Annotated in this window: 15 protein-coding genes; 1 reads left to right on the top strand and 14 read right to left on the bottom strand. The window is 56.6% G+C overall.

Annotation, left to right across the window (positions count from 1 at the left end; translation table 11 throughout):
• Positions 1-17 precede the first annotated feature (17 nt).
• From ACR0MJ_RS19050 to ACR0MJ_RS19005, 10 genes are all read right to left on the bottom strand, one after another.
• Complete coding sequence (locus tag ACR0MJ_RS19050; protein ID WP_170402133.1) at positions 18-434, bottom strand: universal stress protein; 417 nt, start codon at positions 432-434, stop codon at positions 18-20.
• A gap of 208 nt (positions 435-642) precedes the next feature.
• The gene (locus ACR0MJ_RS19045) at positions 643-1821 is read right to left on the bottom strand and encodes a UxaA family hydrolase (protein ID WP_170392544.1); all 1179 of its coding nucleotides are present in this window, start codon (positions 1819-1821) and stop codon (positions 643-645) included.
• A 12-nt stretch (positions 1822-1833) separates the two neighbouring features.
• Positions 1834-2139, bottom strand: a complete 306-nt coding sequence (locus ACR0MJ_RS19040) for a UxaA family hydrolase (RefSeq protein ID WP_170392543.1) — start codon at positions 2137-2139, stop codon at positions 1834-1836.
• 18 nt (positions 2140-2157) lie between these two features.
• On the bottom strand, positions 2158-3120 hold the full coding sequence (locus ACR0MJ_RS19035; RefSeq protein ID WP_480762192.1) for an alcohol dehydrogenase catalytic domain-containing protein: 963 nt from the start codon (positions 3118-3120) through the stop codon (positions 2158-2160).
• Positions 3117-3854, bottom strand: a complete 738-nt coding sequence (locus ACR0MJ_RS19030) for an SDR family oxidoreductase (protein WP_170392541.1) — start codon at positions 3852-3854, stop codon at positions 3117-3119. The genes ACR0MJ_RS19035 and ACR0MJ_RS19030 overlap by 4 nt, the downstream gene beginning before the upstream one ends.
• Positions 3855-3862: 8 nt before the next feature.
• On the bottom strand, positions 3863-5170 hold the full coding sequence (hisD, locus tag ACR0MJ_RS19025) for a histidinol dehydrogenase (RefSeq protein WP_170512815.1): 1308 nt from the start codon (positions 5168-5170) through the stop codon (positions 3863-3865).
• 36 nt (positions 5171-5206) lie between these two features.
• Complete coding sequence (locus tag ACR0MJ_RS19020) at positions 5207-6538, bottom strand: TRAP transporter large permease (protein ID WP_170402124.1); 1332 nt, start codon at positions 6536-6538, stop codon at positions 5207-5209.
• Between the two features lie 15 nt (positions 6539-6553).
• On the bottom strand, positions 6554-7069 hold the full coding sequence (locus tag ACR0MJ_RS19015) for a TRAP transporter small permease (RefSeq protein WP_170392538.1): 516 nt from the start codon (positions 7067-7069) through the stop codon (positions 6554-6556).
• Positions 7070-7171: 102 nt separating this feature from the next.
• Positions 7172-8317, bottom strand: a complete 1146-nt coding sequence (locus tag ACR0MJ_RS19010; RefSeq protein ID WP_170402121.1) for a TRAP transporter substrate-binding protein — start codon at positions 8315-8317, stop codon at positions 7172-7174.
• Between the two features lie 31 nt (positions 8318-8348).
• Entirely contained in the window at positions 8349-8540 is a 192-nt protein-coding gene (locus ACR0MJ_RS19005) for a hypothetical protein (RefSeq protein WP_170392536.1), read from the bottom strand.
• Positions 8541-8696: 156 nt separating this feature from the next.
• On the opposite strand from ACR0MJ_RS19005, the gene ACR0MJ_RS19000 reads away from it, so the two are divergent.
• Positions 8697-9749, top strand: a complete 1053-nt coding sequence (locus tag ACR0MJ_RS19000; RefSeq protein WP_480762191.1) for a LacI family DNA-binding transcriptional regulator — start codon at positions 8697-8699, stop codon at positions 9747-9749.
• A gap of 286 nt (positions 9750-10035) precedes the next feature.
• Here the strand turns inward: ACR0MJ_RS19000 and ACR0MJ_RS18995 are convergent, their stop codons facing one another.
• The 4 genes from ACR0MJ_RS18995 to ACR0MJ_RS18980 form a co-directional block, all read right to left on the bottom strand.
• Positions 10036-10815, bottom strand: coding sequence for an IclR family transcriptional regulator (locus tag ACR0MJ_RS18995; RefSeq protein WP_170402115.1), 780 nt, complete (start codon positions 10813-10815; stop codon positions 10036-10038).
• An 11-nt stretch (positions 10816-10826) separates the two neighbouring features.
• Positions 10827-12185, bottom strand: coding sequence for a TRAP transporter large permease (locus ACR0MJ_RS18990; RefSeq protein WP_170594355.1), 1359 nt, complete (start codon positions 12183-12185; stop codon positions 10827-10829).
• The gene (locus tag ACR0MJ_RS18985) at positions 12185-12850 is read right to left on the bottom strand and encodes a TRAP transporter small permease (RefSeq protein WP_170392533.1); all 666 of its coding nucleotides are present in this window, start codon (positions 12848-12850) and stop codon (positions 12185-12187) included. Before ACR0MJ_RS18985 ends, ACR0MJ_RS18990 begins: the two co-directional genes overlap by 1 nt.
• Before the next feature lie 66 nt (positions 12851-12916).
• Positions 12917-14155, bottom strand: a complete 1239-nt coding sequence (locus ACR0MJ_RS18980) for a TRAP transporter substrate-binding protein (protein ID WP_170402109.1) — start codon at positions 14153-14155, stop codon at positions 12917-12919.
• Between the last annotated feature and the right edge of the window lie 109 nt (positions 14156-14264).

The following is a 14264-nucleotide window of genomic DNA, read 5'->3' as shown; positions in this document are numbered from 1 at the left end:
CGACGCTTAGAGAATTTTCAAGATTGCGGTCGCTGAATCAAGACGGAACACGATGCCCGACGAGAAACACGCGCTGCCGTTGATCCGAGAAAATAGTCCATTGCCGATGGGTGATGCGCTCCGACAACAATCAAATCAGCGCCGATTTCACGTGCGAACTCGGTAATGCGCAGCCCTGGCTTTCCCGTTTCTACCTGGCAGTTTATATCGGTCGCTTCTCCGGCGATCGACTTTAGGGTTCCCATGATTTTGTTGGTCAGATGGTTCTCGGATTTCACTGTCACGAATTCCGCCGTAAAACCCGGGATCTGTTCCAGAACTGTAAGTAGTGTGATCTTTCCGTCAGCTGCCAAAAGCTTGCGGGCAGTGGTGATTTTCTCGGCAACCAACTCTTCATGATCAATGGCAACGGGGATCAATATGGATTTATACATGTAAAGCACTCCCAGTGAGTTTCGGCGATGTCAACGAGCAGGGCTTGGTGCATCATAACTTGATAAGTACTTTCAGAATTAAAGGTTCTGATCTGTTGCCCAGGACCCCGCCCTGCCTTAGTGGCCAAACACCTCGAGCCGCGCCCATTCTGGACCTCGGTTCAAGAGAAAGACGGCCACCGCATATGCAATGGCCGCCTTGAGGTTACTATGCGCTGCGATACAGTTTTGTCATCGAGAATTCCCGATGTCCCAGCGCCTCTGCCGCGGTGTTACGGCCGTTTGCTGTCCTGCGGATCATATCGATCAGAGCATCACCAGCCTGATCGATGGTTTGTTCGCGCCGCAAGATGCCTGAAACATCAACATCCACATGCTCGCCCATGGTGCGCACTGTACGCGGGTTCGCGGTGATCTTGATGACCGGAACGATCGGGTTGCCCACCACGTTGCCCTGACCTGTCGGGAAGGTATGGATCACAGCACCGCCCGCCGCCATCAGCGTCACACATTCCGCCGCAGCTGATGAACTGTCCATGAAGTAGAGGCCTTTGCCCGAGTTAGGTTGCTCGGCAGGTTCCAGAATGTCGATATACTGCGAAGTCCGGCCGATCTTTTCGAGGTTGCCAAGCGCCTTTTCCTCAATGGTGGTCAGGCCACCTTCGATGTTGCCCTTGGTTGGCTGACTGTCGCTGAGGTCATCGGTCTGATGGGCAAAGATTACATCGTCCTGATAGGCTTTCCACATCTTGTACCAGCGTTCGCCCACTTCTTCATTGATGGCGCGTTTCTGGCAGATATGTTCCGCCCCGGTGATTTCCGAGGTTTCACCAAAGAACCCGGTGATCCCTTCGGGCAGCAACTTGTCATACATGTTGCCAACGGTTGGGCAGGACCCCAGACCCGTTGTCGTGTCGCTTTCACCGCATTTGGTCGAAATCCAAAGCTCGTTGATCGAGCATTCCTCGCGCTGGACCTCGGTGGCCTTGTGAACAAAATCCTTGGCGGCCCATGAAGCGCGCCGGATGGTCTCGAAGTCACCGTTCTGTTCGATTGAGAACTCTGCCACGTCCTTGCCGGTCTCGCGGATGCCGTCGGCAATGCGTTTGGTCCAACCCGGCTCGATGCCGATCACCACCACCGAGTGGACATTCGGGTTGGCCCCTGTGCCGATCATAGTGCGGAAATGCAGCTCGAGGTCCTCGCCGAACTGAAGGCGGCCATAAGCGTGTGGGATTGCCAGCGTGCCCTTGACGTTGTTGGCGACTGCCTCGCAGGCGGCGTTGGAAATGTCATCGACGGGCAGGATCAGCACGTGGTTGCGCACACCAACCCGGCCGTTTTCGCGCCGGTAGCCCATGACAGTCATGTTTGAATATTTGCTCATGGTATTAACCCCTTACCAGCGCTTGGTCTTGCAGTTTTGCGTGTGGACATGCCCGCCGCGTGGGATGTCAGCGATGATCTTGCCGATATCCTCACCATACTTGATCGCCGTATCGCCGTTCTTGAGGTCCGTGAGCGCAATCTTGTGGCCAATCGGAACATCCGCACCTGCGGTCAGGCGAAAGGTCGAGTTGTCATGTGTAATACAGCACAGCATGTCGGTGCCTGCAGTCAGGCCTTCGACGACCACGACACCGACATTGTCTTCCTCTTCATGCACCAAAAGGTGCGGTATTTCATTTGGGGCTGGATTTGACATGAAGGTCTCCGGTTTTTGCTATGGTTTAAGGATGGTTTTCGGCGCAAGCGTCTTGCCAGCGCGAATGTCTGTAAAGGCCGCGGCCCCGTCGGACAGGTCGCGGGTTTCAACCCAGTCAAGCGTCCCGAGGCGGCCCTTGAACATGGCATTGCATGTGTCGCGGAAGTCCTGTGCGGTATAGGTGTAGGTGCCGATTAGCGTGATTTCCTGCAGCGTGATGCGTCGGATATCCAATCCACCTTCGGAACTGCCTAGGCCGATGTGCAAAATCACCCCGCCCGGGCTGACGAGCGCCGAGGCAACCGCACGGGTAGACGCAAACCCCACTGCGTCGATCACCAATGGAATGTCCTGTTCCGGTGTGTCCACAACGGCGATTCCACAGGTGTCGCGAAGATAGGTCGCACGGGCTGCGTTGGGTTCGGATAAGGTCACCTGCTCGACCCCCATCGCAGTGAGCGCGAGAGCTGCCGCTAGCCCGATTGCCCCGCCGCCAATCACATGGGCACGCCGTTCGTCTGCCGGGTGCAGGGCCGCAAGCCCCAGCCGCACCGCATGCCAGCTGACTGCAATCGGTTCGGCGAGTGCGGCCTGCTCCAGCGTGATACGCGAGGGCACTTCAATCAAATTGCGCTCTGGGATAGCGACGTATTCCGCAAAAGCGCCTTCGCGCGGCGGCATTGAGATGATCTGTCGCGAGGGGCAAAGGTTCTCACGTCCGGACCGGCTGGCCGCGCTGTTGGGGTCGTTTACCAGCGGATTGATGGTTACGCGGCGACCATCAGCAGTCACACCGGCCCCCTCATGGCCCAGGATCAGCGGTGCCGGGCGGCGATCATCATGGCCCAGATAGGCGTGCATGTCGGACCCGCAAATACCGACGCTATCGATGCGGACGAGAACCTCATCGGGGCCGGGCTCCGGGTCCGCGAAATAGCGGTATTCCAGTGTTTCGACATCAGTGTAAACCAAAGCTTTCATTTCGCTGTAAACCCTCCATCGACCATCAAAACTTGCCCGGTCACGAAGGCACAGGCATCAGAGCAAAAGAACAGCAACGGGCCGTCGAGGTCTTTGGGCTCACCGTTGCGACCGATACAGGTCTGCGCAGCATTACGGTTCGCGCGTTCAGGATCATTGAACACCGCAGCCGTCAGCTCGGTTCGAAAGAACCCAGGGCCAATCGCGTTTACGCATATTCCGCTCGATGACCAGGCCTCGGCCATTGCTCGGGTCAGCTGTGCCACGCCGCCCTTAGACGCCCCATAGCTAAGCCCACCTGGAAAAGCCCGGCTGGACTGGAGCGATGCGAAATTTACGATCCGTCCCCAGCCTTTGGCCTTCATATCGGGCACTAGGTGCTGCGACAGAAAGAAGGGAACGGCAAGGTTCAATCCCAGTGTGATGTCCCACCCCTCAGGCGATACATCATCCGCAGCCTCGCGCGTGTTGATCCCGGCGGCATGCACCAGAATATCCGGTGCCCCAAACGGCTGCGACGCGGCAACGGCCAGCTCTGCCAACCGATCGCGATCCGAAAGATCCCATGGCAGCGCATGAACCTGATCCAGCTCGGCCAACGCTTCTGCACGTCGCGCCACGCCCACGACCTTAGCGCCAGCATGCGACAGTACCTCTGCCGCTCTGCGACCAAGGCCGGAGCTGGCCCCGGTCACAAGAGCGGTATGTCCAGTGAGATCAGGATGATAGGTCACGGGTTGGGTCAGTCTTCGGCTGTCAGGTCAAAGTTTTCATCGGGGAAGAACTTGGCCAGTCGAATATCCGCGGTACGCGCGTGCCCCTCCATACCTTCAAGGCGTGAGATACGGGCCGTCGCCTGCGCAATCGGCTTCATCGCATCAGCGGTCGAGCGCTGCCAGGTCACGATCTTCATGTATTTATGGACGCTGAGGCCACCGGTGTAAGTGGCCGCCCGGCTCGTGGGCAGCACGTGATTGGTGCCCGAGGCTTTGTCGCCAAAGGCAACCGTGGTCTCTTCGCCCAAGAAAAGCGACCCATAGCACGTCAGCCGATCCAGCCACCAATCAAGATCATCGGCCATGACTGTCAGGTGTTCTGGAGCGTATTGATCCGATGTCGCCGCCATTTCTTCGCGATCCGCGCACAGGATGACCTCGGCATAATCGCGCCACGCAGCCGTAGCGTTTTCGCGGTTCACTTCGGGCAGGTCCTCGATCAGCACTGGCACCAAGCGCATAACCTCTTCGGCGAGGTCGCGATTGTCTGTCACCAGCCAAACCGGTGAGTTGTATCCGTGCTCGGCCTGCCCAACGAGGTCAGTTGCAACAACCATCGGATCAGCAGTGACATCCGCAAGGACCAGACTGTCCGTCGGGCCCGCGATCATGTCGATGCCGACACGCCCGAACAGGATACGCTTTGCTTCGGCCACAAACTGATTGCCGGGCCCCACAAGGATGTTAGCCTTGGGAAGCCCGAACAACCCGAAGGTCATCGCCGCAACCCCCTGCACGCCGCCCATGGCCATGATCTTGTCGGCGCCACAGATATGCGCGGCGTAGACGATCGCAGGCGCGATACCGACATCGGGGCGCGGCGGTGAGCACGCGACAATGTGCTTACATCCCGCTACTTTTGCCGTGGTGACCGTCATGATCGCGCTGGCGATATGGCTGTAGCGCCCGCCTGGGACGTAGCAACCGGCTGCATCCACCGGGATCATCTTCTGGCCAGCGGTCAGGCCCGGCACAACCTCGACCGCGATGTCGGTCATGGATTCCTTTTGCGCCTCGGCAAAGCGTTTGACGTTGCTGTGACTGAACTCGATGTCGCGCTTCAGCTTTTCTGGCACGGCATCCATCGCGGCCTGGATTTCGGCATCGCTTAGAATGACGTTACCTTCGTATTTGTCGAATTTGGCAGCGTACTCTAGCGCCTTGGCATCACCGCCTGCTTCAATATCAGTCAGGATTCCCTGCACAATTTCACTGACATCCGACGCTCCGCTGCGCGCGGTCAGCGTGGCTTTCTTCAGGTATTCACGGGTCATGTATCGAGTCCTTTTCCTACCGCGTCTTTCGGCGGCTTATCGATAGACATCAGGCAACAGCGAGGTAGAGAACGCCGGGATATAGGCGATCATCAACGTCACGATCAGCATGAAGAAAACAAACGGGATGGCGCGGTAGGCGATCTTGAGGATCGACTCGCCCGTAATCCCCGACACCACGAACAAGTTCAGCCCCAAGGGTGGAGTAATAAACCCGACCCCCAGCGCGGTGATCATCATGATGCAGAACTGAATCTGGTTCATCTCAATCTCTTGCGCCAACGGGTAGAGGATCGGTGCCAGGATCACGATGTTGGGCGTCGTTTCCATAACGCAGCCCGCAATGATCAGGATAAGGACCATCATGGCGATCAGTACGAATTCGTTACTGCTGACTGAGGTCAAAGCTCCGACAAATCCTTGCGGCACTCCAATGATCGCCAGAGCTTCGGCCAGAGGGATCGAGAAGGCGATGATCGGAAGGATCACACCGTTGACCTTGGCCGAACTGACCAGCATGGCCGGGAAGTCGGACAATTTCAGTGTGCCCAGGATAAACCCGATGACGATGGTCACGACGACCGCCACGGCACCTGCCTCGGTCGGGGTCAGTTTCCCCGAGAAGATGCCGTAGAAAATGATGCCGGGGACAAGGAAAGCGTACCAGCCGGACTTGACCGTCTTCCACAGGTTCGCGCGCCATTCAGCTGCGGTCATCATGCCGCCACCTTCCCAAAGGTTCAGCCGGTTCATCACGACGTTGGTGATCAGGATGGCCGTCAGGATCAAAAGGCCGGGGATCAGCGCAGCAAGGAACAAGGTCGAGACCGCTATGCCCAGCACGAGGCCGATGATGATATAGGCGATAGAGGGCGGGATGAGGATGCCGGTGCAGGCTCCTGCTGCGACCAAAGCACAGGCGTAGGGGCGGGGATAACCGCTCTCGACCAGCCGGTCGATAGTCATGCGCCCTACCGCTGCCGCACCTGCTGCGTCCGACCCGGAGATCGCCGCGAACATGCCGCAGACCAGGACGGTGGCCGAACCGAAGCCACCCTTGGCCCAGCAGGTCAGGGCTTCGGCGACGTCCAGAAACTTTCGACTGAGCCCGGTTCGGACAAGCACGTCTCCGGTCAGGATAAACAGCGGCACAGCTGTCAGTGCGAAGGCATCGATGCCCGAGAACAGCTTTTCGCCGACAAGGCTCAGCGGCAATGCGCCGGACATGATCAGCATTGTGATCGATGCTGCGCCGATCGCGGCCCAGACCGGAACGGCGAGCGCGACAAGAGCGACGAAGAGAATGACGGAGGCGTAGAAATCCCACCCAAGTTCAAGCGTTTGACCGCCGAGTTGTTGCCACATCATGGCTCAGGCCCTCCCTTAATCAAACAGCTTGTCGCCTTCGTAGACGGGACGGCCCGTTCGAAGGTCGGCAATGTCGCGGAGGAAGGACTGCACCAGCCGAAAGATGACCAGCGCGAAGCCAAACGGCACCGCCATGAGGAAAAAGACCTGGCTGATCCGCAGGCCGTGTGTGACAGACCCGAATTTCCAGGACACGTGGACTGTCTCCCACGACCAATAGATCGCGACGAGTGCCACGATGAACATCACGATGTCGCCGAAGATGTACAGCAGCGTTTTGACCGTGCGCGGGACGTAGTGCATCAGAACATCAATGCGGATATGCCCGCGTTCCTTGACTGCAGCGGCGGCACCGATCCATGCGAGATAGATGAACGCATACCGGACGATTTCTTCGCCCCAGATGGACGAGTAGGCAAAGACCTCGCGCCGGACCACTTCGATAAACATCGTGCCGACGAGCATGACGTAGAAGACTAAAAGCAGCCAACGTTCGGCATTTTTATCAATCGCTCGAAAGAGCTGAGACATAGCATCCTCACTACCGTCACGCGGCGGCGACGTGTTCTAGTGGGTTTTTAATGGGCAAACATCGGATGAGCCGACGCTGGACGCGCCGGCCCGAAGACGCGATCAGGCGTCGTGCACGTAGTATTTCGCACGCGTGTCTGCGGCTTCTTCCAGCTTGGCGAACGCATCCATCGATCCGGCCAGCTCGGTCTTGAAGCTGTCCCATTCGCTGCGCTGATAGCCACCGACCTCTTTCCATTCGCCCAACTGATCTTCGCTGAGCGAGTGGAACTCGACGCCGTTCGCGATCAATTGAGACATGGCGTAGGCCCGTGCCGAAGGCACTTTGGACAGGTTCTGCTGCTGGGTGACTTCGCCCGCAAATTCGATACCTTCTTTGACGTCCATCGGCAGGCTGTCGAACCATTCAAGGTTGATCGAATAGACCTGACTGTCCGGCACCGCCTGAGTGAAGGTCACATGGCTGAGGATCTCACCAAAGCCAAAGACATGCAGCGCGCCCACCGAGGGATCAAGCGCATCTGCGACGCCTTGCCGGATCGCTGACGGAGTCTCACCCCACGCAACAGGCGTCGGGTTCGCACCCACCATGCCATAATACTGCTGCAGCATTTTTGATCCGGGTACGCGGAATTTGACACCGGACATATCGCCGGGGGTGATAATTGCGTTGCCTCCCTGGCGAACAGCGACGACGCGCGGATCGATCACGATATACATCAGCGCTTTAAAGCCGGATGCCGCGATCTTGGGGTCTACTTCCGCCTTCCAAGCTTCAGAGGAAGTTAGGTTCGTGAACCGCTGGTTGGACCCGCAGAAATATGGAAGGTTGATCAGGTCGACGACGCTTGCGAAGGGCGCGAAATTTGACAACGAGTGTTGCGCGGCTTGAATGGTCCCCCCCTGAACCGCCTGCGCCAACGCACCACCTGCACCAAGCTGACCACCGGGCGCCAGTTTCACATAGACCTTGCCATTCGTCATGTTCTGGATGTTTTCTTTCAGGTCCAGCTGCATGATCGGATAGCTGCGAGACGCGCCCAGAACATAGGCCGTTGCCAACGTCATCTTGAATTCAGCCGCGTTTTCGCGATCGCGTTCCTCGGCGGCGGTCTGTGCTGCCGCTTCGCTGGACCACAATGTCCCAGCCGCGCCGGCGACCATAGCTGCCGTGAACGAGCCGGTGCCCGCGAGTTTCAAAAAATTCCGACGCTCGGCCGAAGCCAGCTCCTGTTTAGTCTTGTCCATGTGTTCTCCTCCCGTTGGACTTTTTTCGGATTTATTCCTTTGATTTTTTCTCCGAAATTTCTTTTGCTTCGCTCCGCAGAATGCCGATCGAAAAGGCGATGGCCGCGGCAAACAAGATCAACATTTCCCAGATATTGTTGACCAAGGGCGCATTCGACACTGCTCCGATCACTACGTTCGCTACAAACGCGAGCAGCAATATTCCAGCTATCAAGTATGGCATGCGTCCTCCCCAACCCATCCAATGCCTCGCACTGAGTCGCCCGCAATGTAAGCGCTTACATTTTGTTATGCAAGCGCTTACATTGCACATGTGTTGTAGGTTCCCGACAAATCGTGCTTTTGATAGAATTCGTCTTGAGCTAGTTGCCCATCCAAAATGACAAGAAAAACCATGCCTCAAAGCGGTCACGAAAACACAGTCCCAACCCTTGCAGATGTTGCCCGACATGCGAACGTGTCCACCGCAACTGTCTCGCGGTGCCTGAACTCGCCAGAGCGGGTAGGGCAAAGCACAAGGGAACGAGTTCTGGCAGCCGTACGAGAACTTGGGTACGCGCCAAATTTCGGAGCCCAAGCCCTTGCAGCAAGGCAGACAAATACCATCGCCGCCGTGATACCGACTATGGAGAACGCTGTTTTTGCACGCGGATTACAGGCGTTTCAGGAAGAGCTGGTGAGGCATGGTAAAACGCTTCTGGTTGCTTCTTCCGCCTATGATTCAGAGCTGGAAGAACAACAGGTGCGTGCGTTGGTAGCGCGGGGTGCAGATGGGTTGCTGCTGATTGGGTACGATCGCGAACCGGAAATCTATGCGTTTCTGAAAAAGCAGCGTGTACCAACTTTGATCGCCTGGTCATTTGATCCTGACCAATCCCCGCCGGCCATCGGCTTTGACAATCGGGCTGCGATGTTTGCCCTTGCCCGGCAGGTCATTGGATATGGGCATCGGCATATCGCGTGTATCTCTGCACCAACCGCTTCGAATGATCGGGCAAGGGAACGCGTTCAAGGCATTCGGGATGCCAAACAAGAGGCCGGTCAAGACCCGAATACAATGTTTCTTGTCGAGACCGCTTACGGCGTTGAAACTGGTGAAGTTGCTTTGCGCGAGGTCATGACAGCCGCACCAGAAACCACTGCCGTGATGTGCGTCAATGACGTTTTGGCGGTCGGAGCCTTACGTGCGGCTCGGGAAATGGGGCTTGAGGTGCCCAGGGACCTCTCAATTACCGGTTTTGACGATATCGAAATTGCAATGCTTGCCGAACCCGCTCTTACAACGGTCCATGTCCCGCATCGCGAGATGGGTCGTCGCGCTGCAGGGATGCTGATCCAGATACTCCGTGATGCGCACAGCGGTCAAAGTGTTGAGTTGCCGACAGAAATAAGACTACGTCAATCACTCGGTCCTGCTCGCACTATTGAGTGATCCCGACCTTGAGGGCTATCTCTGGAAATCTACCCGCTCGAATCTACCAACGATGTACGACTCGGATTCGGCATGCACGGCCAATCCAACTTGAACTACTGGTGTGAGTATTTCTTAGATTCAGAGTTTATGGCTAGCAGACTAAGAAAGCTGTGAGAGTGATTGCTGTGAGGAAGGCCTTTGTGTGCGGCTCATCCGTTGCGATGCAGAATGCCCCGAACCGGACGATACCTGCCGTGGCAGTCGAGCAAAAATTATTATGTCGCGGCTGTCTTTCAGGTTCTGGTCACGTGGTTAACAGAGCCGAAAGTTCATTTGCTCCCTTTTTCAGGATACCCAGAAACGACATCAGGCTGTTGACGTTGTGACGTTGTGTCGGTGCATGAACCGAAAGTGTGCCCACCAATCGGCCTTGCCCATCTTGAACGGGTACTGCTAGGGCTGCCATTCCACTCATGAACTCTTCATCATCAGTGGAATAACCGTTCTCAGCGATATGTTGGATTTCCGTGCGCAATGACTGCGGGTCGGTCAGTGAACTTTCAGTCTGTGGCTGCAGATTTCCTGCTGAAAGAAATCCATCCAGTGTTTTCTGCCGGAGCGTGGACAAGTACATCTTACCGCTGGCGGTGCAATGAAAGGGAACCTGTGTCCCGACCGGTAATTGAATGCGCAAAGGCCACTTCGTCTCGACCCGGTCAAGATAGATCATGCCCTCTCGGTCGGGGATGGCGAGATTGCAGGTCTCACCAACCTGTTCGGCGACACTGCGTAAGATCGCCAAACGCGCTGTGCGCAGATGCTCGGACGACATGGTGTTGACTGAAAGCAACCTTAGACGGTGCCCGGGACCGTATGAGCGGCCATCCAGATCACGCTGCAGGAAACCTTCGGCCTCTGCTGTTTGCAACAAACGGTGGATTGTTGGTTTCGCCAGACCGAGTGCCTCGATCAGGTCCGATGGTTTGACGGCAACCCCGCGTCGCGCCACCTCCTCAAGGATGAGGAGAAGGCGCAAGTTAGTTGGGATCTGAGTTTCTTTGTCTTGTGTTTCCGTTTCGGCCATCCCGCAACAGTCTAGTTATTTGGCAGCAGGATCAAGGCCAGATCGGGTACAAGCGAGATCAAAATCCACACTGATATCAGCGCTGCTAGATAGGGCACAGTGTACCGAAGCAAACGGAAGTAGGGAACGCCAGTCACCCCTGATGCCACGTAGAGATTGAGACCGTAGGGTGGTGTGATGAAGCCAATCGAAGCCCCCACAAGGAAGATTACCGAGAAATGGATCGGATCAATCCCGACCGAGGCCGCAATCGGTGCCAGGATCGGGGCCAGGATAATCGTGACAGGCAGGCTTTCGAGTACCATGCCCGAGAAGAAAACGATCACCATCGAAGTAAACAGAACCGCATAGTAGCCACCCATCGAGGTTACGAAATCCCCAATGGTTTGCTGAGCGCCAAGCAATGAAAGGATCTGCTGCATCACCACAGAAATCGCGATCAGCGGTGCGAGGATACCTGTGATCTGGGCCGAGCGGATCACGATTGAGGGGATCTCGGGGATCGTGAAGCCTTCGACGACAAACATCTCGGCATAGCTTTTTTCGGTGGGTGAGATGTCGTTCCGCGCGCCCATGATCCGATTGATCGGATAGCTGACCAACCCTGCAATAACGCAGAAGCCGACCGTCACTCCGGCTGCCTCAGTTGGTGAGAATTTGCCTGTGTATATACCCCACAACACCAGCCCGATGGCGAAGAACCCAAGCCAGGCACCGAATGCGGTCTTCAGCACCCGGTTCAGTTGTAGCGGGATCAGATGACCCCACCCGTTCATGCGGCAGATGATCCAGCAGGCGAACTGCATGCCAAAAACCATCAGCGCGCCCGGAAGGATACCCGCCACGAATAGCTCGGAAATCGGCAGGTTCATCAGGAAACCGTAGACGATAAAGATAATCGAGGGAGGAATGATGATCCCCACCGTACCGCCTGCCGCCGCCGTGGCCGCGCTGAACCGTTCGTCATAACCCCCTTTGACCATCTCAGGGTGCAGCATCGAACCGATCGTGGCGGTTGTGGCCGAGTTTGAGCCTGAGATTGCTGCGAACAATCCGCATGCCCCAAGGGATGCCATCGCCAGCCCGCCGCGTATCCAGCCCAGACAGGCATAAGCAAAATCGCTGAGCCGCCGCGCGATGCCCGATTTATTAATCAGGTCTCCGGTCAGGATGAACAGCGGCATCGCCAGCAAGGCGAAACCCTTGTTGAACACGTTCAGAAGTTCAGCGCCCATGTTGTCCAGCGTCAGGCCAAGAACAAACGAACAGCCGATGACCCAATAGCCGATTACCAACAAAACCGGCACGCCCAGCATGAACAGAAAGGTGACCGCAAGAGAGATCAGTGTGACCATAGTTCCGTCTGTCATCAGTCTGCTCCGATCACGGCCTGCTTGATCAGCGGCTCGCCTGTTTTCCAGTTGTTCAGATCATCGGCAAGGTTCTGAAACACGCGCCCGACCATCAGAAAGAACGACAGCGGTGCGGCCAGAAGGAACCACCACTGCATGATATTGTCTGTTCCCAGAACGATCTGAAAGTTTGATGCCGACAATGCCACCAGCCGTGTTGTGGTCACGATGACGATCACCGCAAAGATGAACCACAATATCGCGTCGAGTATCAGGCAAGCCAATTGCCCAGCCCTCGGCATTGCAGTGCGGAATTCGCTGAAGCTCAAATGTGTGCGCAGGCGGACATTGTACGACGCCCCAAACCACGCCATGACCATGAACAGCAGCGGGGGAATGGTGGTCGACCAGGGTTCCTGATCGTTGAACACAAACCGGTCGATCACGCCCCAGAAGATGATTAATGCGATCGCAAGGTAGGAATACACCATCACCGACCGTTCCAGATGACGTTCAACAAAGGGCACCGCCCGATAGATCAACATGATCACGATTCCGCCAATCGCCGAGACAATCGCGCCCAACACCCAGGCGGCGTCGGATTCCAGTGCGGATTGAATCTCGAACGAATCCTGGCTGAGAAAGGCGCTGAAAATCGCGCCGATGTCTGCCCAAAACGACATGAACCCCGTCCTCCCAGTCGGTATGAAGTTGAACCGGCCCGCTCAGGGCCGGTTCGTAACAGTCTATCAGGCTTCGCCTTTCCACCAACGGCGCGGTTCGACATTTTCCGGCAGGGTGTCAGCCGGAATCTCGCGCGCGATGTCGTAGATTTCCTGATAGGTATCAATGCCGCCTGCCCATTTATTCAGACGTTCGCGCCACTGGGCCCAAGGCTCTGGGTTGTAGTTCGGAGCGCACATCTCTTCGGCCAGCTTGATCTGATCGTCAGCCAGGAATGCCGGGCGCACGCCATTTTCGGCGAAGATAGTGTCCGGCAATTGCGGCTCCGAGAAGCCTACAGTATTCAGCAATGCGGCTTCATTCGCACCCTGGATCAACGCTTGAGTGAAGTAGGAAGATTCCATAACTGCGTCTTGCAATTCTCCACTCAGACCGTCAAAGACCTCGGCCGACATGGACGTATGTTCAGTGCCGCAGAAAAATTTCAGATTGACCGACTGCGAAACCACCGGCGCCATGTTGGCGTAAGCCACGGCCGAGGCCCAGGTTTCCGCCCCATCGATCAGACCTGTCTTAAGCGCATCCAGTGTCTCTTCCCAAGCCACCGGGACTGGGTTCAGATTCAGCAATTGCATTGCGATCCGGCCCAACTGCGTACCCGTCACGCGGTTCTTGGTACCAAACAACTCTTCCAGTTTGGTGACGGTCGGCTTGTCGGCAAAGGTCGATCCCATTTGCAGGCCGCGTAGCTCACAATGGGTAAACAGGAACTTCAACCCGTGCCGTTTTTCCAGCGGATCACGCAGGATGCGTTGGCTCGCCGGGCTATAGAAGAAGTGATACTGCGCCGCGCGGCTGGGGAACATATAGGCGTAGTCCAGCACGTTCAGATAAGGTGCGCCTCCGGCCGAGTTCTGAGTTGAGGCAGCATAAATATCGACGATTCCCTGCTGGGTCTTTTCGACACAGCTCAGCTGGCCGCAGATCTGGTTGTCGCCGATGAATTCGATGCGAATCTCGCCGTCCGTGCGTTCTTCCAGGTCGCGCGCGAACTCAATTGCGCCGGCGCGTTCAATCAACAGGTTGCGGGTGTTGAAGCCCGACGCGCCGAATTTCAGCGTGTGCTTCGGCTCTTTCGAAAAGCGCTTCTCATAGGTGGATTCGGCGGCCTGCGCCAGATTCGCCAGACTCATCGCGCCGCCGAACCCGCCCGCCGCCAGCAGTGTCGAGCTCATGCCGTAACGCCCGGCCACGCGGAAGAAATCTCGCCGTGAAATACCACTTAGTTTCCGTCCGATCTCCATTGCTTACCTCCCTGATCGCAATTATTGAGACGTTTTGTATCAAAAAAGGCTAGTATAATTCTTGCATCTTGCATAGAGTTTTTTTCAGCGACGTTGGAAGGAGGCGGTC

Source organism: Ruegeria sp. C6, from assembly GCF_056537625.1.
This window is presented reverse-complemented; position numbering and strand designations above follow the sequence as displayed.

What these genes read in the sequence shown, in the direction of transcription:
- ACR0MJ_RS19020 (WP_170402124.1), bottom strand. Translation starts at nt 6,538, where the DNA reads ATGATGTGGCAACAACTCGGCGGTCAAACGCTTGAACTTGGGTGGGAT.
- ACR0MJ_RS19010 (WP_170402121.1), bottom strand. Translation starts at nt 8,317, where the DNA reads ATGGACAAGACTAAACAGGAGCTGGCTTCGGCCGAGCGTCGGAATTTT.
- ACR0MJ_RS18995 (WP_170402115.1), bottom strand. Translation starts at nt 10,815, where the DNA reads ATGGCCGAAACGGAAACACAAGACAAAGAAACTCAGATCCCAACTAAC.
- hisD (WP_170512815.1), bottom strand. Translation starts at nt 5,170, where the DNA reads ATGACCCGTGAATACCTGAAGAAAGCCACGCTGACCGCGCGCAGCGGA.
- ACR0MJ_RS19040 (WP_170392543.1), bottom strand. Translation starts at nt 2,139, where the DNA reads ATGTCAAATCCAGCCCCAAATGAAATACCGCACCTTTTGGTGCATGAA.
- ACR0MJ_RS19035 (WP_480762192.1), bottom strand. Translation starts at nt 3,120, where the DNA reads ATGAAAGCTTTGGTTTACACTGATGTCGAAACACTGGAATACCGCTAT.
- ACR0MJ_RS19015 (WP_170392538.1), bottom strand. Translation starts at nt 7,069, where the DNA reads ATGTCTCAGCTCTTTCGAGCGATTGATAAAAATGCCGAACGTTGGCTG.
- ACR0MJ_RS19000 (WP_480762191.1), top strand. Translation starts at nt 8,697, where the DNA reads ATGACAAGAAAAACCATGCCTCAAAGCGGTCACGAAAACACAGTCCCA.
- ACR0MJ_RS19045 (WP_170392544.1), bottom strand. Translation starts at nt 1,821, where the DNA reads ATGAGCAAATATTCAAACATGACTGTCATGGGCTACCGGCGCGAAAAC.
- ACR0MJ_RS19005 (WP_170392536.1), bottom strand. Translation starts at nt 8,540, where the DNA reads ATGCCATACTTGATAGCTGGAATATTGCTGCTCGCGTTTGTAGCGAAC.
- ACR0MJ_RS18990 (WP_170594355.1), bottom strand. Translation starts at nt 12,185, where the DNA reads ATGACAGACGGAACTATGGTCACACTGATCTCTCTTGCGGTCACCTTT.
- ACR0MJ_RS18980 (WP_170402109.1), bottom strand. Translation starts at nt 14,155, where the DNA reads ATGGAGATCGGACGGAAACTAAGTGGTATTTCACGGCGAGATTTCTTC.
- ACR0MJ_RS18985 (WP_170392533.1), bottom strand. Translation starts at nt 12,850, where the DNA reads ATGTCGTTTTGGGCAGACATCGGCGCGATTTTCAGCGCCTTTCTCAGC.
- ACR0MJ_RS19050 (WP_170402133.1), bottom strand. Translation starts at nt 434, where the DNA reads ATGTATAAATCCATATTGATCCCCGTTGCCATTGATCATGAAGAGTTG.